Below are 19,214 nucleotides of genomic sequence, written 5' to 3'. Positions count from 1 at the left end.
GTCAACTCGCCTGAGCAAAGGCCCAGCAATCGTTGGCGGGGAATTCGATCCAGTGCCGGCCGGCGGCGCGCGGCACCTGCCCGAAGGCGCGCAGCCGCAACTCGCCGCAATGGAACAGGTATTCCCAGCGGTCGCCCAGGTACATCGACGTGACGAGTTCGGCTTCGAGGCGGTTCGCGCCGGGACCGTCGGCGACCTGCACGCGTTCGAGGCGAATCACGGCGTGGGCGTGTTGACCGGCCGTGAGCGCTTCGCGTGCTTGCGCCTGCAACTGCCAGCCGTCGCCGGCAAGCGTCACGCGCTCGCCTTCGACGGCGGCCACGCGCGCGTCGATGCGGTTGTTGCTGCCCATGAATTCGGCGGTATAAAGCGAGCGCGGCGCGCCATACAGATCGGCGGGCGTGCCTTCCTGCTCGATGCGGCCGTTGCGCAGCAACAGGATGCGGTCGGACATCGCCATCGCTTCGGTCTGGTCGTGCGTCACGCACAACGCCGAGAGGTCCAATGACACGATCAGCTCGCGCAGCCACGCGCGCGCTTCTTCGCGCAGCTTGGCGTCGAGATTGGAGAGGGGTTCGTCGAGCAGAATCACCGGCGGGTTGTAGACGAGCGCTCGCGCAATCGCGACACGCTGCTGCTGGCCGCCGGAGAGCTGGTACGGATAACGTCCGGCAAGGTGCCCGAGGCCGAGCTGGTCGAGCGCGGCCTGCACACGCTTGTTCCGCTCGACGGTTGAGACGCGCCGCAGCTTCAACCCATAGCCGACGTTCTCGGCCACCGTGCGATGCGGCCACAGTGCATACGACTGGAACACGAGCCCGAGCGAGCGCTGCTCGACCGGCAGATCGATACGCGTGGCGCCGTCGAAAAACGCCTTGCCGTCCAGTTCGATGCGCCCCGCCGACGGTTGTTCGAGACCGGCCACGGCGCGCAGCAGGGTGGTCTTGCCGCTGCCCGAGGCGCCCAGCAGACAGACCACTTCGCCGGGATCCAGCTCGAACGACACGCCTTTGAGAATCCGGTTGTCGCCGTAGCTGAGAAAGAGGTCGTCGACCTTGAGCTTATCCATGCAATTTCACTCCGAAGCGCAGCGCGACGCCGAGTCCGGCGCCGACCATCGCGATGTTGATGACAGAAAGCGCCGCCACCTGATCGACCGCGCCGGTCGCCCACAGCGACACCAGCAGCGCGCCGATCACTTCGGTGCCGGGCGAGAGCAGATAGACGGCGGTCGAGTACTCGCGCTCGAAGATCATGAAGATCAGCAGCCACGCCGCGAGCAAGCCGAAGCGCACGAGCGGCAGCGTCACATCGAGACTCACGCGTGCACGTCTGCCGCCGACGCTGCGTCCCGCTTCTTCGAGTTCGGGGCCGACCTGCAGCAGCGCGCTTTGAACCAGACGCATGCCGTACGCGAGCCACACGACCGTGTAGGCGATCCAGATGCTCCACATGGAGTTCTTCAGTTCCTTCAGTCCCGGCACGAAGAGAAAGATCCACAGGAACGCGAGACCGGCGAGCAACCCCGGCACCGCGCGCGGCAGCAGCACGAGGTAATCGAGCAGACGCGTGGCCCAGTCGTTGCGGCGATGGCCGGCAAATGCCACCAGCGAATAGAAGCCCACCGCCAACGCCCCGCCGACCACGCCGATGCCGAGCGTGTTCAGAATGGCGCGCACCAGGTTGTCCTGCGCGAACAGTTCGGTGAAGTTGGCGAGCGTGAGCACTTCGGCGAGAGGCACGCCTTGCCCCCAGTTGGTGACGAACGCGCGCAACGTAATGCCGGAGATCGGCACGAAGACCGTCAGCAGCAGCCACAGCGCGACGATCGCGAGCGCGACCCAGCGCCACGCGCCGAGCGGCAGCACAGTCTGACGTCCCGCCTTGCCCTTGACGGTCACGAAGCGGTTCGCGCTCTTCAGGAGCCGCCGTTGCAGCAGCACGAGCGGGAATGTGATCGCGACGATGCACATCGCGACCGCGGCCATGAGGTGATACGAAGGCACGCCGAGCTTGTTGGTGAGCTTGTAGAGATACGTGGCCAGCACGAGGTGTCCTTCGGGATCGCCGAGCACGAGCGGCAGGCCGAACACTTCGAAGCCGAGGAAGAACACCAGCACACCGGCGAATAGCAGCGCGGGCAGCGTCATCGGCAGGCTGACGTCGAGCGCCACGCGAAACGGCCGCGCGCCGGCGACACGCGCCGCTTCCTCGACGTCAGAGCCGAGATTGCGCAGCGCCGCCGACGAATACAGGTACACGTGCGGCACATGCGTGAGGCCGACGATCACCGTGATGGCGAACACCGAGTAGACGGTCCACGGCGCTTCGGCGGTGCCGAACAGCGCCATCCACCAGACCGAATAGAAGCCGACCGGGCCGGCCGCGACGACGTAGCCGAAGGCGAGCACCATCGGCGAGACGAACACTGGCGTGAGCAGCAGCGGTTCGAGCCAGCGACGGCCGGGCAGGTCGGTGCGCACCATCAGGAACGCGAGAATGCCGCCGAGCGGAATCGAGATGAAGAGCATTCCGGCGGCAATGACAAACGAGTTTTTCAGTGCGGACCAGAAGTCCGGGTCGCTGAAAATGAATTCGAAACCGGTGAGGCCGAAGCTGCGCTTCGCGTCGAAGAACGGCGCGTTCAGCACGCTCTGCAACAGGATGAAGCCGAGCGGCAGCGCCACCGCCACTGTTAGAACCGCAATGACGAGCCAGCGCAGCAGCCCCATGAACGGCTGAAGTGCGCCGCGCGGTATCGCGTCGCTGGAGCGGCCGTTTGCCGCGTGCGATAGTGCGGCGCGGTGTCCGGTTGCGCTAGTGGAAGGCATGAGGGTTCCCCTGCGGCACGCTGGCCGCATATCGACAGGTATGGAAAGAAGGGCCGCCGCGCGTGTCAGTGCGGCCGCTCGGGTGTCAAACGCGAACGGCTAGCGCCTGATCGACTGTTGCCACTGCTTGAGGAATTCGAGGCGCTTCGACTGATCGAGATAGACCAGCAGGTCCGCGCCGATCGGGACTGGTTTAAGCGAGTTGCCGAGTTGCTTCGTGAGTGCCGCCATCGAGGTTTCGCCTTCCACGTCGGCGCGAATCGAGAACAGGTTCGCCTGATTCGCCAGCAACGTCTGGCCGCGTCGCGAGAGCAGGTAGTCGACCCACAGCTTGGCGGCGTTCGGGCTTCGCGCTTTCTTCGAAATCGTCACGAGCCGGCTCGCCACCAGCGTGTAATCCTTCGGGTAGACATAGCCGATCGATGGATCTTTCTTCGCCTTGATCAGCGCATACGAGCCGAGAATGTTGTAGCCGATCAGGTTCTCACCGGAGGAGATGCGCTCCATCATCGCGCCCGTGCTCGATTGCAGCTTCGGGCCGGTGGCGCCCATGGCCTTGACCAGATCCCATGTGACCTGCGGGTTGACGTGTGCGTCCTGGGTCAGATAGTTGAAGCCGACGCCGGACTTTTCGATGTCGTAAGTGGTGACGCGGCCTTTGAATCTGTCGGGTTTGGCTTGCAGCAGTCTGATCAGATCGGCGCGCGTTTGCGGCACCTCGCCAGCCGGCATGAGGCGTTTGTTGTAGACGATCGCGAGCGGCTCGTACGTGGTGCCGTACGCCTGCTTCCGGTACTGCGCCCACTGCGGCAACTGCTTCGCTTCGGGGGATTCGTACGTGGTCATCAGGCCGTCGTTGACGAGCTTGATCTGCAGGTCCATGGCCGAGCTCCACAGCACATCGGCGCTCATGCTGCTGGCCGCATTTTCGCTGATGTAGCGGTTGTACAGCTCGGTGGTGTTCATGTCGTTGTATTCGACTTTGACGCCGTAGAGGCTTTCAAAATCCTTGATGAGTGGACGTACCAGCGCGGTGTCCGTGACCGAATAGACGATCAGCTTGCCTTCCTTTTTCGCGCCGTCGATCGTAGCCTGGTAGTCGCCGGGGTAGCCGGATGGAATGGCCGCCCACGCTGAATTTGCTGCGAATGCGACAGCGACAGCCAAGGCGTTGAAGATGGTTTGCACGTCGTCCTCCAGATAAGTTGGTGTTGGTTTTGTGTAGGCGAATGAAGACAGTCCGATCACGTCCGCTTGCTCACCGGCGCGCTGACCAGCGAGACAATCGCTGTCGACTGCATGCACGAACGCGGAGCCGCCGGCCATGGGTTGCGCGCGCGGGACTACGCGCTGGTGATTCTCGACATCGGCTTGTCCAGGCTTGACGGAACTGGAAGTGCTGCGCCGTTTGCATGTCCGTCGCAATGCAGTGCGACGTGCCGATACTCAACGCGCACGTCTCGGCGGTAGAGCGCGTGCGCGGTCTCGGTCTCGGTCCCGGTGCCGGCGACTGTTTTCGCCAAGCCATTCTCGCTCACGAAACCGGATACGCGCGCGCGTGCGCTGCTACGTCGCAGCCACGGCGATATCGGTGTCGGGAAAGATAGGGTCACTAACGATCGACAGAGAGGGGGGCATTTAGAGCGGCTGAATCGCGCTTTGCAGAAGGCGGGGCATAGCGTGCGGTGGTGGCTCTTGCTGTCGCGGCTCAATGCGGACAGAGGCTATACACTCAAGAGGGCGGCGGTGCCGCTTCATAAGGTCGCGCGCAGCATGACGCTCGACTTATTGCGGGTGGCACACTCGCTCGGTATCGATCCCGCTTTCGAGCATGACGAGCGGGTCGACGTGACAGGGCAGATCGATCTGCTAGCTGAACGGGTCGGCGATCTAAGCGATAACGCCATGCGGCGTTACTTAGGCACTTGACCACTCAGCCACTCAGCGGCGAATCGAAAAGCGCTGTGCGTAAGCAGTGGGTGACGTACCGTCGCTCCACGTTTCGCCGTCGATCAAAATCTGAGAAACGCCTTGTTCCGGTACAGCCACGTTCACAGCGACGGCCGCCTCGCGATACAACTGCGTCTGGTTGATCCGCGCGGCAACGTCCGCATAATCCGCACGCGCATCGATCATGCCCCAGCGTTCGAACTGCGTGAGAAACCACGCGCCTTCGAACGCATGCGGGTAGTTCACCGTGCCGTTGTCGAAGAAGCGCATGGGCAGACCGCCCGGCGCGGAAGCGGCAATCTGGTTGCCCAGACGCGCCACAATCAACGTTTCATCGATGCCGACATACTCGGGCCGCGCAAGACAGCGCGCGATTTCCTCGCGATGTCCCGCGCCGTCGAGCCAGCGGCACGCCTCGAGCATGGTCTGCACGAGGGCGCGCGCGGCATTCGGATTCTCGCTGACAAAATCGCGCCGGCATGCCAGCACTTTGTCGGGATGATCCGGCCACACTTCGCTCGTATAAGCGATCGTCCTGCCGACGCCGAGCGCTTCGGCCTGCGCGTTCCAGGGCTCGCCGACACACAGGCCGTCGAGTCTGTCTTCGGCGAGCGCCGCGACCATTTGCGGCGGCGGAATCGCCACGCTCTCGATCTCGCGCAATGGATCCACGCCTTGCGACGCGAGCCAGTAGTACAACCACATCGCGTGCGTGCCGGTCGGGAAGGTTTGCGCGAAGACCGGTTTGCGGCCGAGCGTCGCGAGCGCCCTGGGTAGCGTGCCGTGTTCGGCGAGCGCATCCGCGAGACGGTTTGACAGTGTGATGGCCTGGCCGTTGCGGTTGAGCACCATCAGCACGGCCATCTCCGTTTGCGGTCCGCCAAGGCCGAGTTGCACGCCGTAGACGAGTCCGTAGAGCGTATGGGCCGCATCCAGATCGCCCGACAGCAGTTTGTCGCGCACGGCGGCCCACGACGGCTGACGCGACAACTCCAGCGTGAGGCCGTGCGCATGGCCGAATTCCAGCAGCTTGGCGGCGACGAGTGGTGCTGCGTCTGAAAGCGCCACGAAACCGAGCCGTAAGTGAGTCTTCTCGAGTTGCCCCGATGCGGACGTGGCGGCGAGTGAAGTAGGAGAGTTCATGGACGGCGCTTCATTTGAGCGAGTCAGCCGCCGCGACGATGGCGCGCGCGACCTCGGCGAGTTTGACGCCCTGGTTCATCGCGCGTTTGCGCAGGTTGGCGTAGGCGGCGTGTTCGGTGATTTTCTGCTGATCCATCAGGATGCGTTTGGCCCGATCGATCAGCTTGCGCTCGGCGAGTTCGTTCTCGACTTGCGCGAGACGTTCGCGCAACTGCGATTCCTGCGCAAAACGCGCGAGCGCGACTTCGAGGATCGGCGCGAGACGCTCGGTCGCGAGGCCTTCGACGAGATAGGCCGTGACGCCCGCGCCGACGGCGTCGCGAATCAATTGCTGGTTGGCGTCGTGGCTGAACATGAGCACCGGGCGCGGCGCGGTGGCGTTCATCACGGCAAGCTGTTCGAGCGTGTCGCGCGACGGCGATTCCGTATCGATGATGATGACGTCCGGCCGCTCGCTCTGCACCACGCGATGCAGCGCTTGCGGCGTGGCTGTGCTCGCCAGCATCTCGTAGCCGAGGCGGGCAAGGGCGTCGCGGAGGTCGCCGATGGGCTTATCGGTGTCGGTTACGAGGAGAACGCGCAGCATGGAGTGGGGTTTTATCGACGGCTAGCTAACCATAAAGCAACGGTTATGCCATCCGACGCATGCGGCGGCGAAGCGAAAGCAATCACAGACTTAGCGGCTGCACGGACAGCCGCGGCTGCACCTACGCGGGGCACGCCGGGCCGATGCACCGAAGCGGCGCATGATGGCGCCGCTCACCTCATCGGCGCCATTCGCCGTAGCTGCGGGGCGAGAACAGAAAACCGACCGCGATCATCGCGACTACGCAGCCGGCCAGCATGATCCACGCGACGCCGAAGCTCCCGCTCCAACCTCGCACGACGCCGGCCATGACCGGCGCAATAGCCGCCACGATGAAGCCGATGCCCTGGGTGAACGCGACCAGCTTGCCGGCCACACGATGGTCGGCCGAATGATCCATGGCGGTCACGAGCGTCAGCGAGAAAGTCCCGCCCAGTCCCGCGCCTGCCACGCCGACCCACAGCAAGGGCGCGGCGTCGGGCCAGACGATCAAGCCGAGCAGACCGGCCAGTTGCGCGGTGAGGCCGAGCGTGAGCCACGGCCGGCGATCGCGGAACGACGCCGCGGCGAGCGGCAGCAACAGGGCCGCGGCGGCCTGGAACACCGTCATGCCTGCCAGCAGCGAACCGCTTGCCGCGACGCTCATGCCGCGCTGCTGATAAAACGCCGGCAGCCACGCGACGAGACTCGTATAGCCGCCGTTGACGATGCCGAAGTAGAGGCCGAGTGTCCATGCACGCCGCGTGCGCCACAGCGAAACGGTGGCGGCATTCGTGGACGCGGCGTGGGCGGCGGCGCTGTTCGAAGAGGACCGCCGGTTCAACGCCCACCAGCAGAGCAGCGCGACGCAAGCCGGAAGCGCCCACACCGCGAGTCCCGCATGCCATGACTGCGCCGCGCGACTCACCCACGGACTCAAACTCGCGCCCAAGCTGCCACCGCCCATCATGGACGCGGAGAACACGCCCATCGCGAGCGGCACGCGCGCGTGAAAGCGCTGCTTCATCACGATGGGCAGCAACGCTTGAATCGCCGCGACGCCCACGCCCGCGAGCAACGCCGTTGCGAGCAGAGCGGCGCCGCTCGACGCCGTCCAACGCGCCGCGCAGGCCAGCGCGATGGCGAGCAAGCCGAGCGCGACACCGCGTGTCTCGCCGATCGTGCGAGTCAGCGCACCCGCGCCGAACGCACCGATGCCCATCGCGACGACCGGCAGGCTGGTCAGCAACGACGCGCCGTAGAAGCTGAGGCCGGTTGCGGCGCGGATCGTCGTCATCAAAGGGCTGATCGAGGTGAGCAGCGGGCGCAGATTGATGCCGATGACGACGATCGCCGCCAGCCAGAAGACGTCCTGCCAGCTTGGCGCCGCGGTGGCGTGGCGAGCGGGAGTGCGGATCGGGTTGGCGCTGGAGGGCGAATTCACAAGGGTCCTGGCGGAGAGGAATGGCAGCGTGAGAAACCGTGCGAGGCTCGGTTTTGGTCAACCATAATAACAAAAAATGGTTAACCATTTTCGTGATGCCCGGTATAACGCCAAGCGCTTTGCGAGCGCGAGCTTCACGGCGGCGGATCAAGCCTTGCAGCTAAATATGGATTTGTTCCTGCAGCGCAAGACTGTTTGTCGGACGAGGGTGTTCGAAATCCGAATCAATGCGCCTACATTGGGGGCTATCGGAGCGGTCGGCGCGATCTGCATTGCGGCCGGACAACCCATGTTCGAAGACACGAGGATACGCGGCGCCAATTGCGCCCGCATCCCGCCATAGGAGCAGACATGAGCGAAGGAAATCAGGCCGCTGTGCGCGAGCTGAGTCATTTTATCGACGGCCGACGCGCCGCTGGCGCAAGCGGGCGGTTCGGCGATGTATTCGATCCGGCGCAAGGCCGGGTGACGGCTCGTGTGCCGGTCGCGAACGCAACCGAAGTCGACGCGGCCGTCGCCGCCGCGAAGGCCGCGTTCCCGGCCTGGAGCGAAACCGCGCCGCTCAAGCGCGCCCGTTTGATGTTCAAGTTCAAGGAACTGCTCGAAGCGCATTCGGACGAACTCGCCGAACTCATCACGCGCGATCACGGCAAGCTGCTTTCGGACGCGAAAGGCGAGGTAGTGCGCGGTATCGAGATCGTCGAATTCGCGTGCGGCATTCCGAACCTGCTCAAGACCGATTTCACCGATCAGATCAGCGGCGGCATCGACAACTGGAATCTGCGTCAGCCGCTCGGCGTGGCGGCCGGCGTCACGCCCTTCAATTTCCCGATGGTGGTGCCGTGCTGGATGTTCGTGATGGCAGCGGCATGCGGCAACACGTTCGTGCTCAAGCCCTCGGAGCGCACGCCATCGACATCGATCCGGCTGGCCGAGCTGTTCATCGAGGCGGGCTTTCCCAAAGGCGTCTTCAATGTCGTGCATGGCGGCAAGGCCGTCGTCGATGCGCTGATCGAGCATCCCGACGTGGCCGCGATATCTGTCGTCGGCTCGACGCCGGTCGCGGAATACATCTACAGCGAAAGCGCAAAGCGCGGCAAGCGCGTGCAGGCGTTGGGCAGCGCGAAAAACCATCTGGTCGTCATGCCCGACGCCGATCTCGATCAGGCAGTCGATGCGCTGATCGCGTCGTCGTATGGCTCGGCCGGCGAGCGTTGCATGGCGACCTCGGTTGCGGTGGCGGTAGGGCGTATCGGCGACGAACTGATCGAGCGTCTCGCGCCGCGCGTGCGCTCGCTCAGAATCGGCGGCGGCATGGAGCCGGATCTGGACATGGGGCCGCTCATCAGCGCCGCGCATCGCGCCAAGGTGTTGGGCTATATCGATGCGGGCGTCGCGGCGGGCGCGAGACTTGTCGTCGACGGTCGCGGCCATAGCGTGCCCGGCCACGAAGAGGGCTTCTTTCTCGGCGGCTCGCTGTTCGACGACGTGAAGCCTGATATGAGCATCTATCGGGAAGAGATTTTCGGGCCGGTCCTCTCGGTGGTCCGCGTGCCGGATCTCGCGAGCGCGATTGCGCTCGTCAATGCGCACGAACTCGGGAACTGCGTATCGCTCTTTACATCCGACGGCGGCGCGGCGCGCGCATTCTCCCGGCAGATTCAGATCGGCATGGTGGGCATCAACGTGCCGAGTCCGGTGCCGCCTGCGTGGCATTCGTTCGGAGGCTGGAAGCGCTCGCTGTTCGGTGATCATCACGCGTACGGCGAGGAAGCCGTGCGTTTTTACACGCACTACAAGAGCGTCATGCAGCGCTGGCCGGACAGCATCGCCAAAGGTGCGGAATTCGCGATGCCTGTCGCGCACTAAGCCGGTCCGGGCGTCGCGACGCCTCTTACTGCCGCATTGGCAACCCACGCGGGCGACAGGCTACGTCGCCCGCGCGACGAGCGGGGCGCGCAGAGGGCGCTTGCCGAGCGTCAATCCTGCCAATCGTCATGCCGTAAAAATTTTCAGCGTAAAATGCCGCTGGCGCCGCGATATGCCGGCGTAAAGCTCTCAAGTCAGCGATGCATGTCGATCTTCTTACCCTCTATCTCCTTGTCGTCGGAACGCTCCTCACCGGTTGCGCGATGACCCTCTGGGAGCATCGAACTCATCCCCGCAGCAGCAGGGAATTAAGGATACTGGCAGCCGGCTACGCCACCCTCGCAATCGGCTGTGCCGCCGCTTTGTTTCGTCGCGACCTGCCCGGTGCGATGGGCTCGGGCGCCCACGCTCGCCGACCTGCTGGCAGCGGCCGACCAGGCGTTATGCCGCGCGAAATCGCTTGGCGGTAATCGGCTTGAACTGGCGCGGACCGGCGTGCGCGGCACCGCCACTTGCTGACGGCATTGCCGGAATTCGTCACGCTTCCCGACCTAAGCGTCTTTGAGTAAGCCAATCATGAAAAGTAGTTCCAAAGGCGGCCTTGTCTATTCCACCGATGGCGGGCGAATGTGTCCCGAATGCAGCCGGGCGCTCGCGCAATGTGTCTGCAAGACGGCCGCCAAAACACGAGCGGCAGGTGATGGCGTGGTGCGAGTGTCTCGGGAGACCAAGGGCCGAGGCGGGAAAAGCGTGACGCTCGTGAAGGGGCTCGCGCTCGATCCTCTTGTCTTGGCCTCGCTAGGCAAGCAGTTGCGCACAGCCTGCGGTTCCGGCGGAACGGTCAAGGATGGTGTGATCGAAGTGCAGGGCGATCATTGCGAGCGAGTCATCGAGGCGCTAAAGAAGGCTGGCCACGACGCGAAGCGGGCTGGGGGTTAAACCCGGCGCTTGAATGAGCTTTGCCACCTGCGGATCGATTCCCGAATTGAATGCTCGCGCCCGCAGCCGCAGGCTGGAACCCAACGCGATTCGCAGGCCTGAAAGCGGCTTTGTTTAACGCCATCACGTCGTATTCGCCCACCCCGATTCCGATTGCAAGACCCGGTCCAAACAGAATCGACACCGCTCGCGAGATCGGCGAGGCCGGGTCGCGCCGCCAAAATTTTGGCGTAAGCTGAGCGCTTGACCGGAGGGTGACGTCGAAGGCAAATCTGCGAACCGGGCTCGGTCAACTCGCGTTCGTCTCTTGCATAAGGAGGAAAGCGATGCGGACGATGAAGGCAGTGCAGGTGGCAAAGGCTGGCGGCCCCCTGGAACTCGTCGAACGGGACGTGCCGGAACCGGGCGCCGGACAGGTGCTCATCAAGATTCAGGCGTGCGGCATTTGCCACAGCGACGTGTTGACAAAAGAAGGGCAGTGGCCGGGCCTCGAATACCCGCGGGTACCGGGGCACGAGATTGCAGGCGTCATCGATACCGTCGGCGCGGGCGTTGAAGGATGGACGGCGGGGCAGCGCGTCGGCGTCGGCTGGCACGGCGGACATTGCGGACGGTGCGAGCATTGCCGTCGCGGCGATTTCGTTCTGTGTCAGCGCGCGCTCGTGCCTGGCATCAGCTACGACGGCGGCTATGCGGAGTTCATGGTGGCCCCGGTCGAAGCGCTGGCGCGCATTCCAGATGATCTTTCCGACGTCGATGCCGCGCCGCTTCTGTGCGCGGGCATCACGACATTCAACGCGCTGCGCAACAGCGGCGCACGCGCCGGGGATGTCGTCGCGGTGCTGGGCATCGGCGGACTCGGTCACCTGGGCGTGCAGTTCGCACGAAAGATGGGCTTCGTCACGGTCGCCATTGCGCGCGGGCAGGACAAGGCAAGTCTGGCGAAAGAGCTGGGCGCTCATCACTACATCGACAGCACGACGGCGAACGTCGCGCAAGCGCTGCAGGCGTTGGGCGGCGCTCGCGTCATTCTTGCAACCGTCACCAGCGGCAAGGCAATGAGCGCCGTGGTGGGCGGCCTGGGATTGAACGGCAAGCTGATCATGGTCGGACTCTCCGAAGAGCCCGTCGAGGTGCCGATCGCGCAGTTCATCATGGGGCGGAACTCGGTGCAAGGCTGGCCGTCGGGCACATCGGCGGATTCTCAGGACACACTCGCGTTCAGCGCGCTATCGGGCATCAAGCCGATGATCGAAGAATTCCCGCTGACCAAAGCCGCCGAGGCCTACGACCGGATGATGAGCGGCGCTGCGCGATTCAGGGTTGTGCTCAACATGGGCCGATAAGAGCGCGACTGACGGCCGGAGCCGATGCCGCTAGAATGCCTGCCGATATCGCTCCGTTCCCGACTACTGAATTCATGGCTCCACGTCCCCGCCGTTCGTCGCCTGCCGACACCGAAGCGCCCATTCACGCCGCACGCGACGACGCTGCGATCAGCGTCGAAGAGCGCATTTATGCGTCGATTACCGCGGCGCTGTTGCAAGGGCGGCTGCGGCCGGGCGCACAGCTCGTCGAACGCGATCTCGCGGCCGCGTTCGGCTGCACGCGCGGCGCGCTGCGCAAGGTGCTCGCGCGGCTGGGCTTCGAGGGCAAGCTCGTGCTGGAGGCAAATCGCGGGGCGTTCGTGCCGTCGCCGTCGGAAGAGGACATTCGCCAGGTGTATCGCGCGCGGCAGATCGTCGAGGCGGGCATCGTCGCGGCGCTGTGCGGGGCGTTGAGCGCGCCACACAAGCGGCGCCTGCGCGCGCATGTGCGCAGCGAGGCGAAGGCAACGAGCGCGGGCGCCATCGAAGAATCCGTGCGCCTTGCCGGCCAGTTTCATGTGCTGCTGACGGAGCTGGCGGGCGGCACGGAATTGCTTGGGCTGGTCGGCCAACTGGTCGCCAAGACCGAGCTGTATAAAGCGCTGTTCGACCCGTCAAAGGGCTCGACCTGCTCCGCGGACGAACACACGCAAATCATCGACGCACTCGACGCGGGCGACCTCGACGTTGCCCTGTCGGCCATGCGCGAACATCTGGCGGAACTGGAGGAGCGGGTCGTCGAGCAGGTACGCAAAAGCGCCGCCGGAGAAGATCTCGGGGCGGTGTTCGGGCGTTAAGCGTGCGTATTGCGGACGCAAAGGCGGAGGAAGCAAGGACGGGGTGAAACCCCCGCTGGCGACAGAAAGCGCCCGTGCCGGAGAAATTCAAGCAAAACCAGGTTGCGACAAAGCGATGCCGCAGCGCGCCGCTCAGGCTCGAATCAATGGATCAGCGAGTCAAGCCGGAGAAGGCGCGCGAATGGCTTCGCGTACAACTCAATCGCAATGGATCACGCCAGGACCGTGCGGGGCGCGGTCAGCGTGCCGCCAGCCTTAACGGCGACGGAATTGCGTGTTGCGAGCACCGCCGCCACCGGTGGCGCGCTCGTCTTTGTGACGGAAATTGATCCGGCCTTTGGTCAGGTCGTAGACCGACAGTTCCAGCGTCACGCGGTCGCCCGCGAGAATACGGATGTGGTTCTTGCGCATGCGTCCGGACGCGTAAGCGCCAACCACGACGCCGTTGTCGAGCGTCACGCGGTAACGGCTGTCCGGAAGTACTTCGTCGACGATACCGTCAAGTTCAAGCAGTTCTTCTTTCGCCATGCATAACTCCTGGTCGATGGGATAAGGGGTGTTGGTCGCCCACGCCGGGCAGCACAACATCAGATGGGGGCAAAAGCGGGCTTTTCGAGCCCGCCGTACTGCGGTATCGGCCTATGTGCCGATAATACCGCTCAAAGATCGGCGACGGACTGGCCATCTACACGGCCGTCGATCAATTGTTCGGCGTGGGCCATGCACGCAATGCGCGCCTTGCCCGTGCCGTCGAACGGAAACAGGTACTGCAGACGGAACACACGCCCGTCGGCGGACGGGTTGGCGCCCACACGGCAGATGCGTACCGACGCGTCGTAGCCGGCGTCCGCATTGCGGCTCGTCTGACCGTCCGCCGGGCGGCGCGGATAGACGAGCGGGTGAATTTCATAACCCTTGTACGTCTTGACAACTGAATTCATGAAGCACATGTCCTGTATTACGTGGCCGCTGTGTCACGCGTGTTACGCGCGGCACGACAGGCCGGGCAGCGCAGCACCCTGGGGCGCGCCGCCATGGAAAAAGGTTGGCACAGGCCCACTGGCAAGGGCTTGAGCGCGGCCGCGCAAAATCGCGGATTCGATGGAGAAGAAACACGCTGATGTCGCGCGGACACCGGGCGCGTAAATGCTGAACACTCAGCTGCACAACTCGCGACGGCGAATGCATGCGACGCATTGCCGGAGTGACGGGATCGCCGACAGGTGGCGGTCGAACAGTCGGGGGTGGTGCGCAGACGCCGGTTCGAGACTATCCGGAGTTGCCTGATGTTGCCTGGTCAAGCCGGTTGTTGCCTGGTAATGCGAATGCGGGGCACAGCTATTCCAATATGATGCCCTAAATGGGGCTAATTGGATAGCAAAAAGTTCCACGCAGGGGCAAACCGCCCGGCAGGCGGGGCTTCGAGGGCGACACAGCGGTCGCGGCCGGCATGCCGGGTTATGAACGCCGCGCCGGGTGACGGGTTGCGCCATCGCGGCGCGGGCACTGGACGATCAACAGACTCGTGCTTCAGCGGGAAGTTTCGGCGACACGCTTCTGCAACTCGCGCGACGCCGCCAGCGGAATGCGGGCGTCATCCCAGCTGGCCAGCCATTCGACTTCCTTCGACGTGAAGATCTGTCCGTGATTGCGCAGCGCATATTGCAGCGAATCGATGATGTGATTGCGGATGATTTCCGGCGTGCCTTCGTCATCCAGCACGGTGCGAAACGCTTCAAGCGTGGCCATCTGTTGCTCCGTGAAATAGATGGGTCTTTTATCGCACGAAAAAAAATCGCTCGCCAAGCGGACAAAATTCGCCGCGTGACGAAGCGCATCAGCGTTCGTTTTTTGCGGGCGTGCCCGGCGTCATGGTCGCCGTGCTTGGGCCGGGTGGCTACAATGGCGAGTTGCCGCATCCTTCGAACACTGCGACTGCCCCATGCGCAACCCAAACGTGTCTCCCGTGAAAGACCTGCTGCTCGAGCGCTACGCTCCCATCGCCGACGGCATCGCGGCGCTTTTCTACCCGTGTGCCGAAGTGGTGATTCACGACCTGCGCGATCAGACCATCGCCTATCTCGTGAACAACCTGTCGAAGCTCGAAGTCGGCGGGCCGTCGGTGCTGGACGAAGTCCATTACGCGGCGCGCGGACAGACCATCGGCCCGTACGAAAAGCTCAACTGGGACGGCCGGCGCATGCGTTGCGTGAGCAACATCCTGTTCGACGACGACGGCAAGCCGGCCGGCATGCTCTGCATCAACTTCAATATCGCGGTGTTCGAAGACGTGCGTTCCACGCTCGATCTGTTCATCAAAGGCGGCAACCTGACGGACGCGCCCGCGGAGGAGTTGTTCCGCGACGACTGGCAGGACCGCATCAACACGTATCTGCACACGTGGCTGCGCGAGCGGCAGATCGGCATCAATGCGCTCACGCGTGAGCACAAGCGGGAAATCGTCGAGGCGCTGCACGCACAAGGCGCGTTTCGCGGCCGCAGTTCCGCGAACTACGTGGCCGCCGTGCTGACGATGGGACGCGCCACGGTCTACAAGATTCTCAAGCAGATGAAAGAGAGCGGCTGACGGTTCGGCCGTTGCCGTGCTTTTTCGTCGAGATGGGTCGATTCAGGGAGAAAAGAATGGTGCGTTACCGGCACTACAAAGGCGGGATTTACGAACTGGTTTGCGAGGCCACGCTCGAGTCCGATCCGACGGTCACGATGATCGTCTACAAAGCGGGCAATGGTACGATCTGGACGCGTCCGGCTTCAGTATTTTTCGAAATGGTCGAAGTGGACGGCGCCAAGGTGCCGCGCTTCGCGCCGATCAACTAGTCGCTATCAACAACAGGAAATCTGCATGCGTCTATTGCTTGCCATCATTCTGCCGTGGTTCCAGTTTTTCACGATCGGCCGCCCGTTCGCGGGCATCATCTGCCTGATCCTGCAGATCACGCTGATCGGCTGGATTCCGGCCGCCATCTGGTCGGTGTATGCGCTGAGCCAGTACAACACCGACAAGAAAATCGCCAGGGCGATGGGTAATGTGCGGTAAGGCCTGGGTGCGCGGCGCGGATGCGCCGCGTTCATTTGAGCGGCGGTAGCTCTACCGCGTCCGGTGCTTCGATCACCACATCGGATTCCGCGATCGCTACACACGGCAGAATATAGCCTTCCTGTTTTTCTTCCCGGCTGAGCCCAGGCCATTCGATCGTATAGCGCACGCGTCCCGCCGTCATTTTGCACAAACACGTGCGGCACGTCCCATTGCGGCACGAGCGCGGCAAACGCAGATTCGCAAAGCCGGCGGCTTCGAGAATCGTCAGCGAATCGGGCGCTTCGAAGCTGTAGCCGAGCGGCTCGACGCGAACTAGAGGCGGGCGGGTGGAGTCGGACATCGTGTGAGTCTGTGACGGATTGCGCCACACTTTACACGTTGCCGCTTCAGTTGCCTCTCCGGTCGCGTTTTCAATGAGTCGAGCCGCCACGCCGCAAATACCGGTACACCGTATTGCGCGCCAGGCCCAACTCACGCGCCGCCGCCGACACATTGCCGTCGAGCCGTTCGAGCGTTTGCGCGATCAGCGTGGCCTGCCATGCCTCCATCTTGCTGGTCGCCGGCTGCCCTCGCGTTGGCGCCGCCGCTTGGACGTCATCGCAGAACCCGGAGCCCGCACGCGTTGCCGGCGACTGCACGCATGGCTCGGCCGCGGTGTCGATGCAATCCTGCAAAAAGTCCTCGGGCAAATCGTCGAGTTCGATCTGGTCCGCGCCTTCGGCCATGATGCTCGCAGTGCGCAACACGTTGGCCAGTTGCCGCAGATTGCCCGGCCAGCGGCATTGCGCGAAGCGTTCGAGCACGTCGGCAGACACGCGACGCGGCAAGCGTTCGCCGGCGGGCTGCAATTCCAGCATGCGAGTGACGAGCGCGCGAAGATCGGTGCGCTCGCGCAGCGCCGGCAAGGTCAGGACGAGTCCATTGATCCGGTAATACAGATCTTCGCGGAACGTGCCGGCTTCGATCATTGCGCGCAGGTTGCGGTGCGTTGCGCAGACGATGCGCAGATCCACCGGAATCGCCCGCGTCCCGCCGAGCGGCACCACGTTGCGCTCCTGCAGCACGCGCATGAGGCGCACTTGCTGGGCGAGCGGCATGTCGCCGATTTCGTCGAGGAACAGCGTGCCGCCGTCGGCCTGCACGATCTTGCCGACGCTGCCGCGTTTCTTCGCGCCGGTGAACGCGCCGTCTTCGTAGCCGAACAACTCCGCCTCGATCAGCGTCTCGGGCAGCGACGCGCAATTCAGCGCGATAAAAGGCGCGGCCCGGCGCGGTGAATCGTGATGGATGGCGCGCGCGAGCCACTCCTTGCCGGTGCCGGTCTTGCCGAGCACCAGAATCGGAATATCGCGGCCTTGCAGTTTGGCGACGCGCCGCAGGATCGCGGCGACTTGCGCGTCGCCGGTATCGAGCGTTTCGAGCGTGGCTAGCGGCGCGGGATCGGCGTAGCGCGGCGCATGACGCGCGTCGCTGGACAACGGCGCACGTGACGCGCCGGCGAGACTCTCCGCCGGCGCGACATAACGCGGCAGCGCATAGTCGCCGCGCGCCACCACGCGCACGCCGCTTGGCAGCGTCAACAGAATGTTCTCACCGGGTGCGCGCGCAATCTGCTGCAACAGCCTCGAGATGGTTACGCCGAACAGCGCATCGAACGGCTGCCGTTGCAGTTCGGCGAGCGCTTGCCCGAATTGAAACAGCGCACTGCGATTGGCCGACAGAAACGTGCCGTCCGGCGCGAACGCCGCGAGCCCTTCGAACAACGTGCCGATGAATTCCCCGCGCGCGTGAAAGTGCACGCGGATCGCGTCGGCGAATTGATTGGAGAACAGATGATTTTCGATCATCTGCGCCGACATTCTCACGAGCGCAAGCGTGTGCTTGTGAAAGCCGCGCGTGTCGCCGCTCACGTCGAGCGCGCCGATGGTGCGCCCGAACGGATCGGCAATCGGTGCGCATGAGCAGGTGAGAATCCGGTTGGCGTGCAGGAAATGCTCTCCCGCGTGCACGACGGTCGGCTGCCCATCGACAAGCGCGGTGCCGATCGCATTGGTGCCGCGATCCGCCTCGGCCCACGACACGCCCGGACACAGTGCGACGCGATTGGCCTTTTCGACGAAGTCGCTGTCGCCAAGACTGTGCAGGATCACGCCGTGATTGTCGGTGAGCAGCACCATGCTCTGCGTATCGACGATCTGCGCATGCAGCGTCTCCATGACCGGCAGCGCGTGCGTAAACAGCGATTGATTGCGCTCGACGAGTTCACGCAGCGCAGGCCGGGCCAACGGATGAAAGTCCGGCGTCTCCGAAGCGCGCAAGCCGATTTCGAGCGAGCGGGCGTGAGCGTGCGCGATGACATCGGGCCGATTGATAGCGTGCGGCGTAGCGGAACTTTGGGTCAAGGCATGTCTCCGGTGAAACGGACACGGCGGGTACGTTGCCCTCCGCTCAGTGCCGCAGCGCAACATGCGCGCACACGGCCGAACACCGATATTACAGGACGAATCGTGCTGCGCACGGCAGGGAAAAAACGGAGGCGGCCGGCGCGCCATGCCTCAAAAAAAACGCGCACGGCACCAAATTCAGGCAAACGGAAAGGAAAACTTGCGCCGCGCCCGAACTCGTCTAAAGTGATCAAATCACCTCCGCGGCGCGCGAACTATTCCGCTGCCGCAGTCGGGTGACAAGCCCGCGTCGCCGGCATTGGACAAGGAGGTTGGAGCTAGCGGCGCGATCAGACGCAACCGGCATGCGCACTACCAGGCTACACCATGCGCAGCACCTACCTTCCAGGTGAAGTCCCATGCAGATCCTATTCCCAAATGAAACTCCTGAATATTCAGGTCGCGAGCTCACCTTGGCGTTCCCGGCGATGGTCGATGGGCAGAGGGTGGAATGCATGATCACGGCGGAGGCACTGGAAGACCACTACGGCGCCGCATCGCCGCGTCTGGAGGACATGGTCGGCGCATTCGACACGCATCGCGCCCGGATCGAAGCCGCTACGCGTCGCCTCATCTCGGAAACGAGGGCGCAATGTCTCGTGCTGAGAAGCGGCTATGTGCGCTTCTACGAGGCAAACTGGCGTAATTGACTGAGGGCGTTTCCGACCCTCGGCCGGTCGACGCCGCAAGCAGGAACGCCGCGCAAGAAGCAGAAGCCCGGGAAACCCACGCGCGGCATCGAAACCATTCAACCCGTCCGCGGCCAGCTGTGCCGCCGGCGTCCGGACTCGAAGCGCGCGCAAA

20 protein-coding genes and 2 pseudogenes are annotated in these 19,214 nt (G+C 64.0%); 11 read left to right on the top strand and 11 right to left on the bottom strand.

Annotated elements, in window-relative coordinates; all coding sequences use genetic code 11:
• Position 1 precedes the first annotated feature (1 nt).
• The 3 genes from B0G75_RS10595 to B0G75_RS10585 all read right to left on the bottom strand — a co-directional run bounded on the left by B0G75_RS10595 (position 2) and on the right by B0G75_RS10585 (position 4,019).
• Positions 2–1,069 carry an ABC transporter ATP-binding protein gene (locus B0G75_RS10595; RefSeq protein ID WP_106304258.1) on the bottom strand — a complete coding sequence of 356 codons (1,068 nt, stop codon included), beginning with the start codon at positions 1,067–1,069 and terminating at the stop codon, positions 2–4.
• Positions 1,062–2,831, bottom strand: a complete 1,770-nt coding sequence (locus B0G75_RS10590) for an iron ABC transporter permease (protein WP_106304255.1) — start codon at positions 2,829–2,831, stop codon at positions 1,062–1,064. Before B0G75_RS10590 ends, B0G75_RS10595 begins: the two co-directional genes overlap by 8 nt.
• A 99-nt stretch (positions 2,832–2,930) precedes the next feature.
• Complete coding sequence (locus B0G75_RS10585) at positions 2,931–4,019, bottom strand: ABC transporter substrate-binding protein (RefSeq protein ID WP_106305593.1); 1,089 nt, start codon at positions 4,017–4,019, stop codon at positions 2,931–2,933.
• A 66-nt stretch (positions 4,020–4,085) separates the two neighbouring features.
• Between B0G75_RS10585 and B0G75_RS41245 the strand changes: the two are divergent.
• Both B0G75_RS41245 and B0G75_RS40165 read left to right on the top strand, forming a co-directional pair.
• Positions 4,086–4,415 (top strand): annotated as a pseudogene (locus tag B0G75_RS41245) (response regulator); the annotation flags it as partial.
• A gap of 162 nt (positions 4,416–4,577) precedes the next feature.
• Positions 4,578–4,760, top strand: coding sequence for a hypothetical protein (locus tag B0G75_RS40165; protein ID WP_146142498.1), 183 nt, complete (start codon positions 4,578–4,580; stop codon positions 4,758–4,760).
• A gap of 12 nt (positions 4,761–4,772) precedes the next feature.
• On the opposite strand, the gene B0G75_RS10575 is transcribed toward B0G75_RS40165, so the two are convergent.
• The 3 genes from B0G75_RS10575 to B0G75_RS10565 form a co-directional block, all read right to left on the bottom strand.
• Positions 4,773–5,924, bottom strand: coding sequence for a CmpA/NrtA family ABC transporter substrate-binding protein (locus tag B0G75_RS10575; protein WP_106304248.1), 1,152 nt, complete (start codon positions 5,922–5,924; stop codon positions 4,773–4,775).
• Between the two features lie 10 nt (positions 5,925–5,934).
• Positions 5,935–6,510, bottom strand: coding sequence for an ANTAR domain-containing response regulator (locus B0G75_RS10570; protein WP_012427528.1), 576 nt, complete (start codon positions 6,508–6,510; stop codon positions 5,935–5,937).
• A gap of 178 nt (positions 6,511–6,688) precedes the next feature.
• Positions 6,689–7,933 carry a cyanate transporter gene (locus B0G75_RS10565; protein WP_106304245.1) on the bottom strand — a complete coding sequence of 415 codons (1,245 nt, stop codon included), beginning with the start codon at positions 7,931–7,933 and terminating at the stop codon, positions 6,689–6,691.
• Between the two features lie 351 nt (positions 7,934–8,284).
• On the opposite strand from B0G75_RS10565, the gene B0G75_RS10555 reads away from it, so the two are divergent.
• The 5 genes and pseudogenes from B0G75_RS10555 to B0G75_RS10530 all read left to right on the top strand — a co-directional run bounded on the left by B0G75_RS10555 (position 8,285) and on the right by B0G75_RS10530 (position 12,905).
• Positions 8,285–9,802: a CoA-acylating methylmalonate-semialdehyde dehydrogenase gene (locus tag B0G75_RS10555; RefSeq protein WP_106304239.1), complete on the top strand. Its 1,518-nt coding sequence runs from the start codon at positions 8,285–8,287 to the stop codon at positions 9,800–9,802.
• 200 nt (positions 9,803–10,002) lie between these two features.
• Positions 10,003–10,200 (top strand): annotated as a pseudogene (locus B0G75_RS41240) (GGDEF domain-containing protein); the annotation flags it as partial.
• A gap of 178 nt (positions 10,201–10,378) precedes the next feature.
• A complete protein-coding gene (locus tag B0G75_RS10540) occupies positions 10,379–10,741 on the top strand; it encodes a translation initiation factor Sui1 (protein ID WP_106304236.1) in 363 nt (120 codons plus the stop codon).
• A gap of 326 nt (positions 10,742–11,067) precedes the next feature.
• Entirely contained in the window at positions 11,068–12,087 is a 1,020-nt protein-coding gene (locus B0G75_RS10535; protein ID WP_106304233.1) for an alcohol dehydrogenase, read from the top strand.
• Positions 12,088–12,161: 74 nt separating this feature from the next.
• Positions 12,162–12,905 (top strand): GntR family transcriptional regulator, encoded by a 744-nt coding sequence (locus B0G75_RS10530; RefSeq protein ID WP_258194366.1) that lies wholly within the window; start codon positions 12,162–12,164, stop codon positions 12,903–12,905.
• A gap of 255 nt (positions 12,906–13,160) precedes the next feature.
• Here B0G75_RS10530 and infA read toward each other — a convergent pair whose 3' ends face one another.
• From infA to B0G75_RS10515, 3 genes are all read right to left on the bottom strand, one after another.
• Complete coding sequence (gene infA, locus B0G75_RS10525; RefSeq protein ID WP_012427521.1) at positions 13,161–13,433, bottom strand: translation initiation factor IF-1; 273 nt, start codon at positions 13,431–13,433, stop codon at positions 13,161–13,163.
• Between the two features lie 131 nt (positions 13,434–13,564).
• Positions 13,565–13,846, bottom strand: coding sequence for a hypothetical protein (locus B0G75_RS10520; RefSeq protein WP_106305586.1), 282 nt, complete (start codon positions 13,844–13,846; stop codon positions 13,565–13,567).
• A 589-nt stretch (positions 13,847–14,435) separates the two neighbouring features.
• Positions 14,436–14,654, bottom strand: a complete 219-nt coding sequence (locus B0G75_RS10515) for a hypothetical protein (protein WP_106304230.1) — start codon at positions 14,652–14,654, stop codon at positions 14,436–14,438.
• A 193-nt stretch (positions 14,655–14,847) separates the two neighbouring features.
• Between B0G75_RS10515 and B0G75_RS10510 the strand changes: the two genes are divergently transcribed.
• Genes B0G75_RS10510 through B0G75_RS10500 form a run of 3 tightly spaced genes read left to right on the top strand, consistent with a single transcriptional unit; the run spans position 14,848 to position 15,963 of the window.
• Entirely contained in the window at positions 14,848–15,492 is a 645-nt protein-coding gene (locus tag B0G75_RS10510; protein WP_106304227.1) for a transcriptional regulator, read from the top strand.
• A 56-nt stretch (positions 15,493–15,548) separates the two neighbouring features.
• Positions 15,549–15,743: a DUF1653 domain-containing protein gene (locus B0G75_RS10505; RefSeq protein ID WP_106304223.1), complete on the top strand. Its 195-nt coding sequence runs from the start codon at positions 15,549–15,551 to the stop codon at positions 15,741–15,743.
• 25 nt (positions 15,744–15,768) lie between these two features.
• A complete protein-coding gene (locus tag B0G75_RS10500; protein ID WP_106304220.1) occupies positions 15,769–15,963 on the top strand; it encodes a YqaE/Pmp3 family membrane protein in 195 nt (64 codons plus the stop codon).
• 31 nt (positions 15,964–15,994) lie between these two features.
• Here B0G75_RS10500 and B0G75_RS10495 read toward each other — a convergent pair whose 3' ends face one another.
• Together B0G75_RS10495 and B0G75_RS10490 are read right to left on the bottom strand one after the other, a co-directional pair.
• Positions 15,995–16,306 (bottom strand): 2Fe-2S iron-sulfur cluster-binding protein, encoded by a 312-nt coding sequence (locus B0G75_RS10495; RefSeq protein ID WP_012427515.1) that lies wholly within the window; start codon positions 16,304–16,306, stop codon positions 15,995–15,997.
• A gap of 70 nt (positions 16,307–16,376) precedes the next feature.
• Positions 16,377–18,368 carry a sigma-54-dependent Fis family transcriptional regulator gene (locus B0G75_RS10490; RefSeq protein WP_106304218.1) on the bottom strand — a complete coding sequence of 664 codons (1,992 nt, stop codon included), beginning with the start codon at positions 18,366–18,368 and terminating at the stop codon, positions 16,377–16,379.
• A 401-nt stretch (positions 18,369–18,769) separates the two neighbouring features.
• On the opposite strand from B0G75_RS10490, the gene B0G75_RS10485 reads away from it, so the two are divergent.
• Complete coding sequence (locus tag B0G75_RS10485; RefSeq protein WP_012427513.1) at positions 18,770–19,060, top strand: DUF1488 domain-containing protein; 291 nt, start codon at positions 18,770–18,772, stop codon at positions 19,058–19,060.
• Positions 19,061–19,214 lie beyond the last annotated feature (154 nt).

Source organism: Paraburkholderia sp. BL18I3N2, from assembly GCF_003001875.1.
GTDB classification, from domain to species: domain Bacteria; phylum Pseudomonadota; class Gammaproteobacteria; order Burkholderiales; family Burkholderiaceae; genus Paraburkholderia; species Paraburkholderia phytofirmans.
This window is presented reverse-complemented; position numbering and strand designations above follow the sequence as displayed.

What these genes read in the sequence shown, in the direction of transcription:
- B0G75_RS10555 (WP_106304239.1), top strand. Translation starts at nt 8,285, where the DNA reads ATGAGCGAAGGAAATCAGGCCGCTGTGCGCGAGCTGAGTCATTTTATC.
- infA (WP_012427521.1), bottom strand. Translation starts at nt 13,433, where the DNA reads ATGGCGAAAGAAGAACTGCTTGAACTTGACGGTATCGTCGACGAAGTA.
- B0G75_RS10485 (WP_012427513.1), top strand. Translation starts at nt 18,770, where the DNA reads ATGCAGATCCTATTCCCAAATGAAACTCCTGAATATTCAGGTCGCGAG.
- B0G75_RS10540 (WP_106304236.1), top strand. Translation starts at nt 10,379, where the DNA reads ATGAAAAGTAGTTCCAAAGGCGGCCTTGTCTATTCCACCGATGGCGGG.
- B0G75_RS10530 (WP_258194366.1), top strand. Translation starts at nt 12,162, where the DNA reads ATGGCTCCACGTCCCCGCCGTTCGTCGCCTGCCGACACCGAAGCGCCC.
- B0G75_RS10495 (WP_012427515.1), bottom strand. Translation starts at nt 16,306, where the DNA reads ATGTCCGACTCCACCCGCCCGCCTCTAGTTCGCGTCGAGCCGCTCGGC.
- B0G75_RS10535 (WP_106304233.1), top strand. Translation starts at nt 11,068, where the DNA reads ATGCGGACGATGAAGGCAGTGCAGGTGGCAAAGGCTGGCGGCCCCCTG.
- B0G75_RS10595 (WP_106304258.1), bottom strand. Translation starts at nt 1,069, where the DNA reads ATGGATAAGCTCAAGGTCGACGACCTCTTTCTCAGCTACGGCGACAAC.
- B0G75_RS10570 (WP_012427528.1), bottom strand. Translation starts at nt 6,510, where the DNA reads ATGCTGCGCGTTCTCCTCGTAACCGACACCGATAAGCCCATCGGCGAC.
- B0G75_RS10590 (WP_106304255.1), bottom strand. Translation starts at nt 2,831, where the DNA reads ATGCCTTCCACTAGCGCAACCGGACACCGCGCCGCACTATCGCACGCG.
- B0G75_RS10510 (WP_106304227.1), top strand. Translation starts at nt 14,848, where the DNA reads ATGCGCAACCCAAACGTGTCTCCCGTGAAAGACCTGCTGCTCGAGCGC.
- B0G75_RS10575 (WP_106304248.1), bottom strand. Translation starts at nt 5,924, where the DNA reads ATGAACTCTCCTACTTCACTCGCCGCCACGTCCGCATCGGGGCAACTC.
- B0G75_RS10515 (WP_106304230.1), bottom strand. Translation starts at nt 14,654, where the DNA reads ATGGCCACGCTTGAAGCGTTTCGCACCGTGCTGGATGACGAAGGCACG.
- B0G75_RS10500 (WP_106304220.1), top strand. Translation starts at nt 15,769, where the DNA reads ATGCGTCTATTGCTTGCCATCATTCTGCCGTGGTTCCAGTTTTTCACG.
- B0G75_RS10505 (WP_106304223.1), top strand. Translation starts at nt 15,549, where the DNA reads ATGGTGCGTTACCGGCACTACAAAGGCGGGATTTACGAACTGGTTTGC.
- B0G75_RS10520 (WP_106305586.1), bottom strand. Translation starts at nt 13,846, where the DNA reads ATGAATTCAGTTGTCAAGACGTACAAGGGTTATGAAATTCACCCGCTC.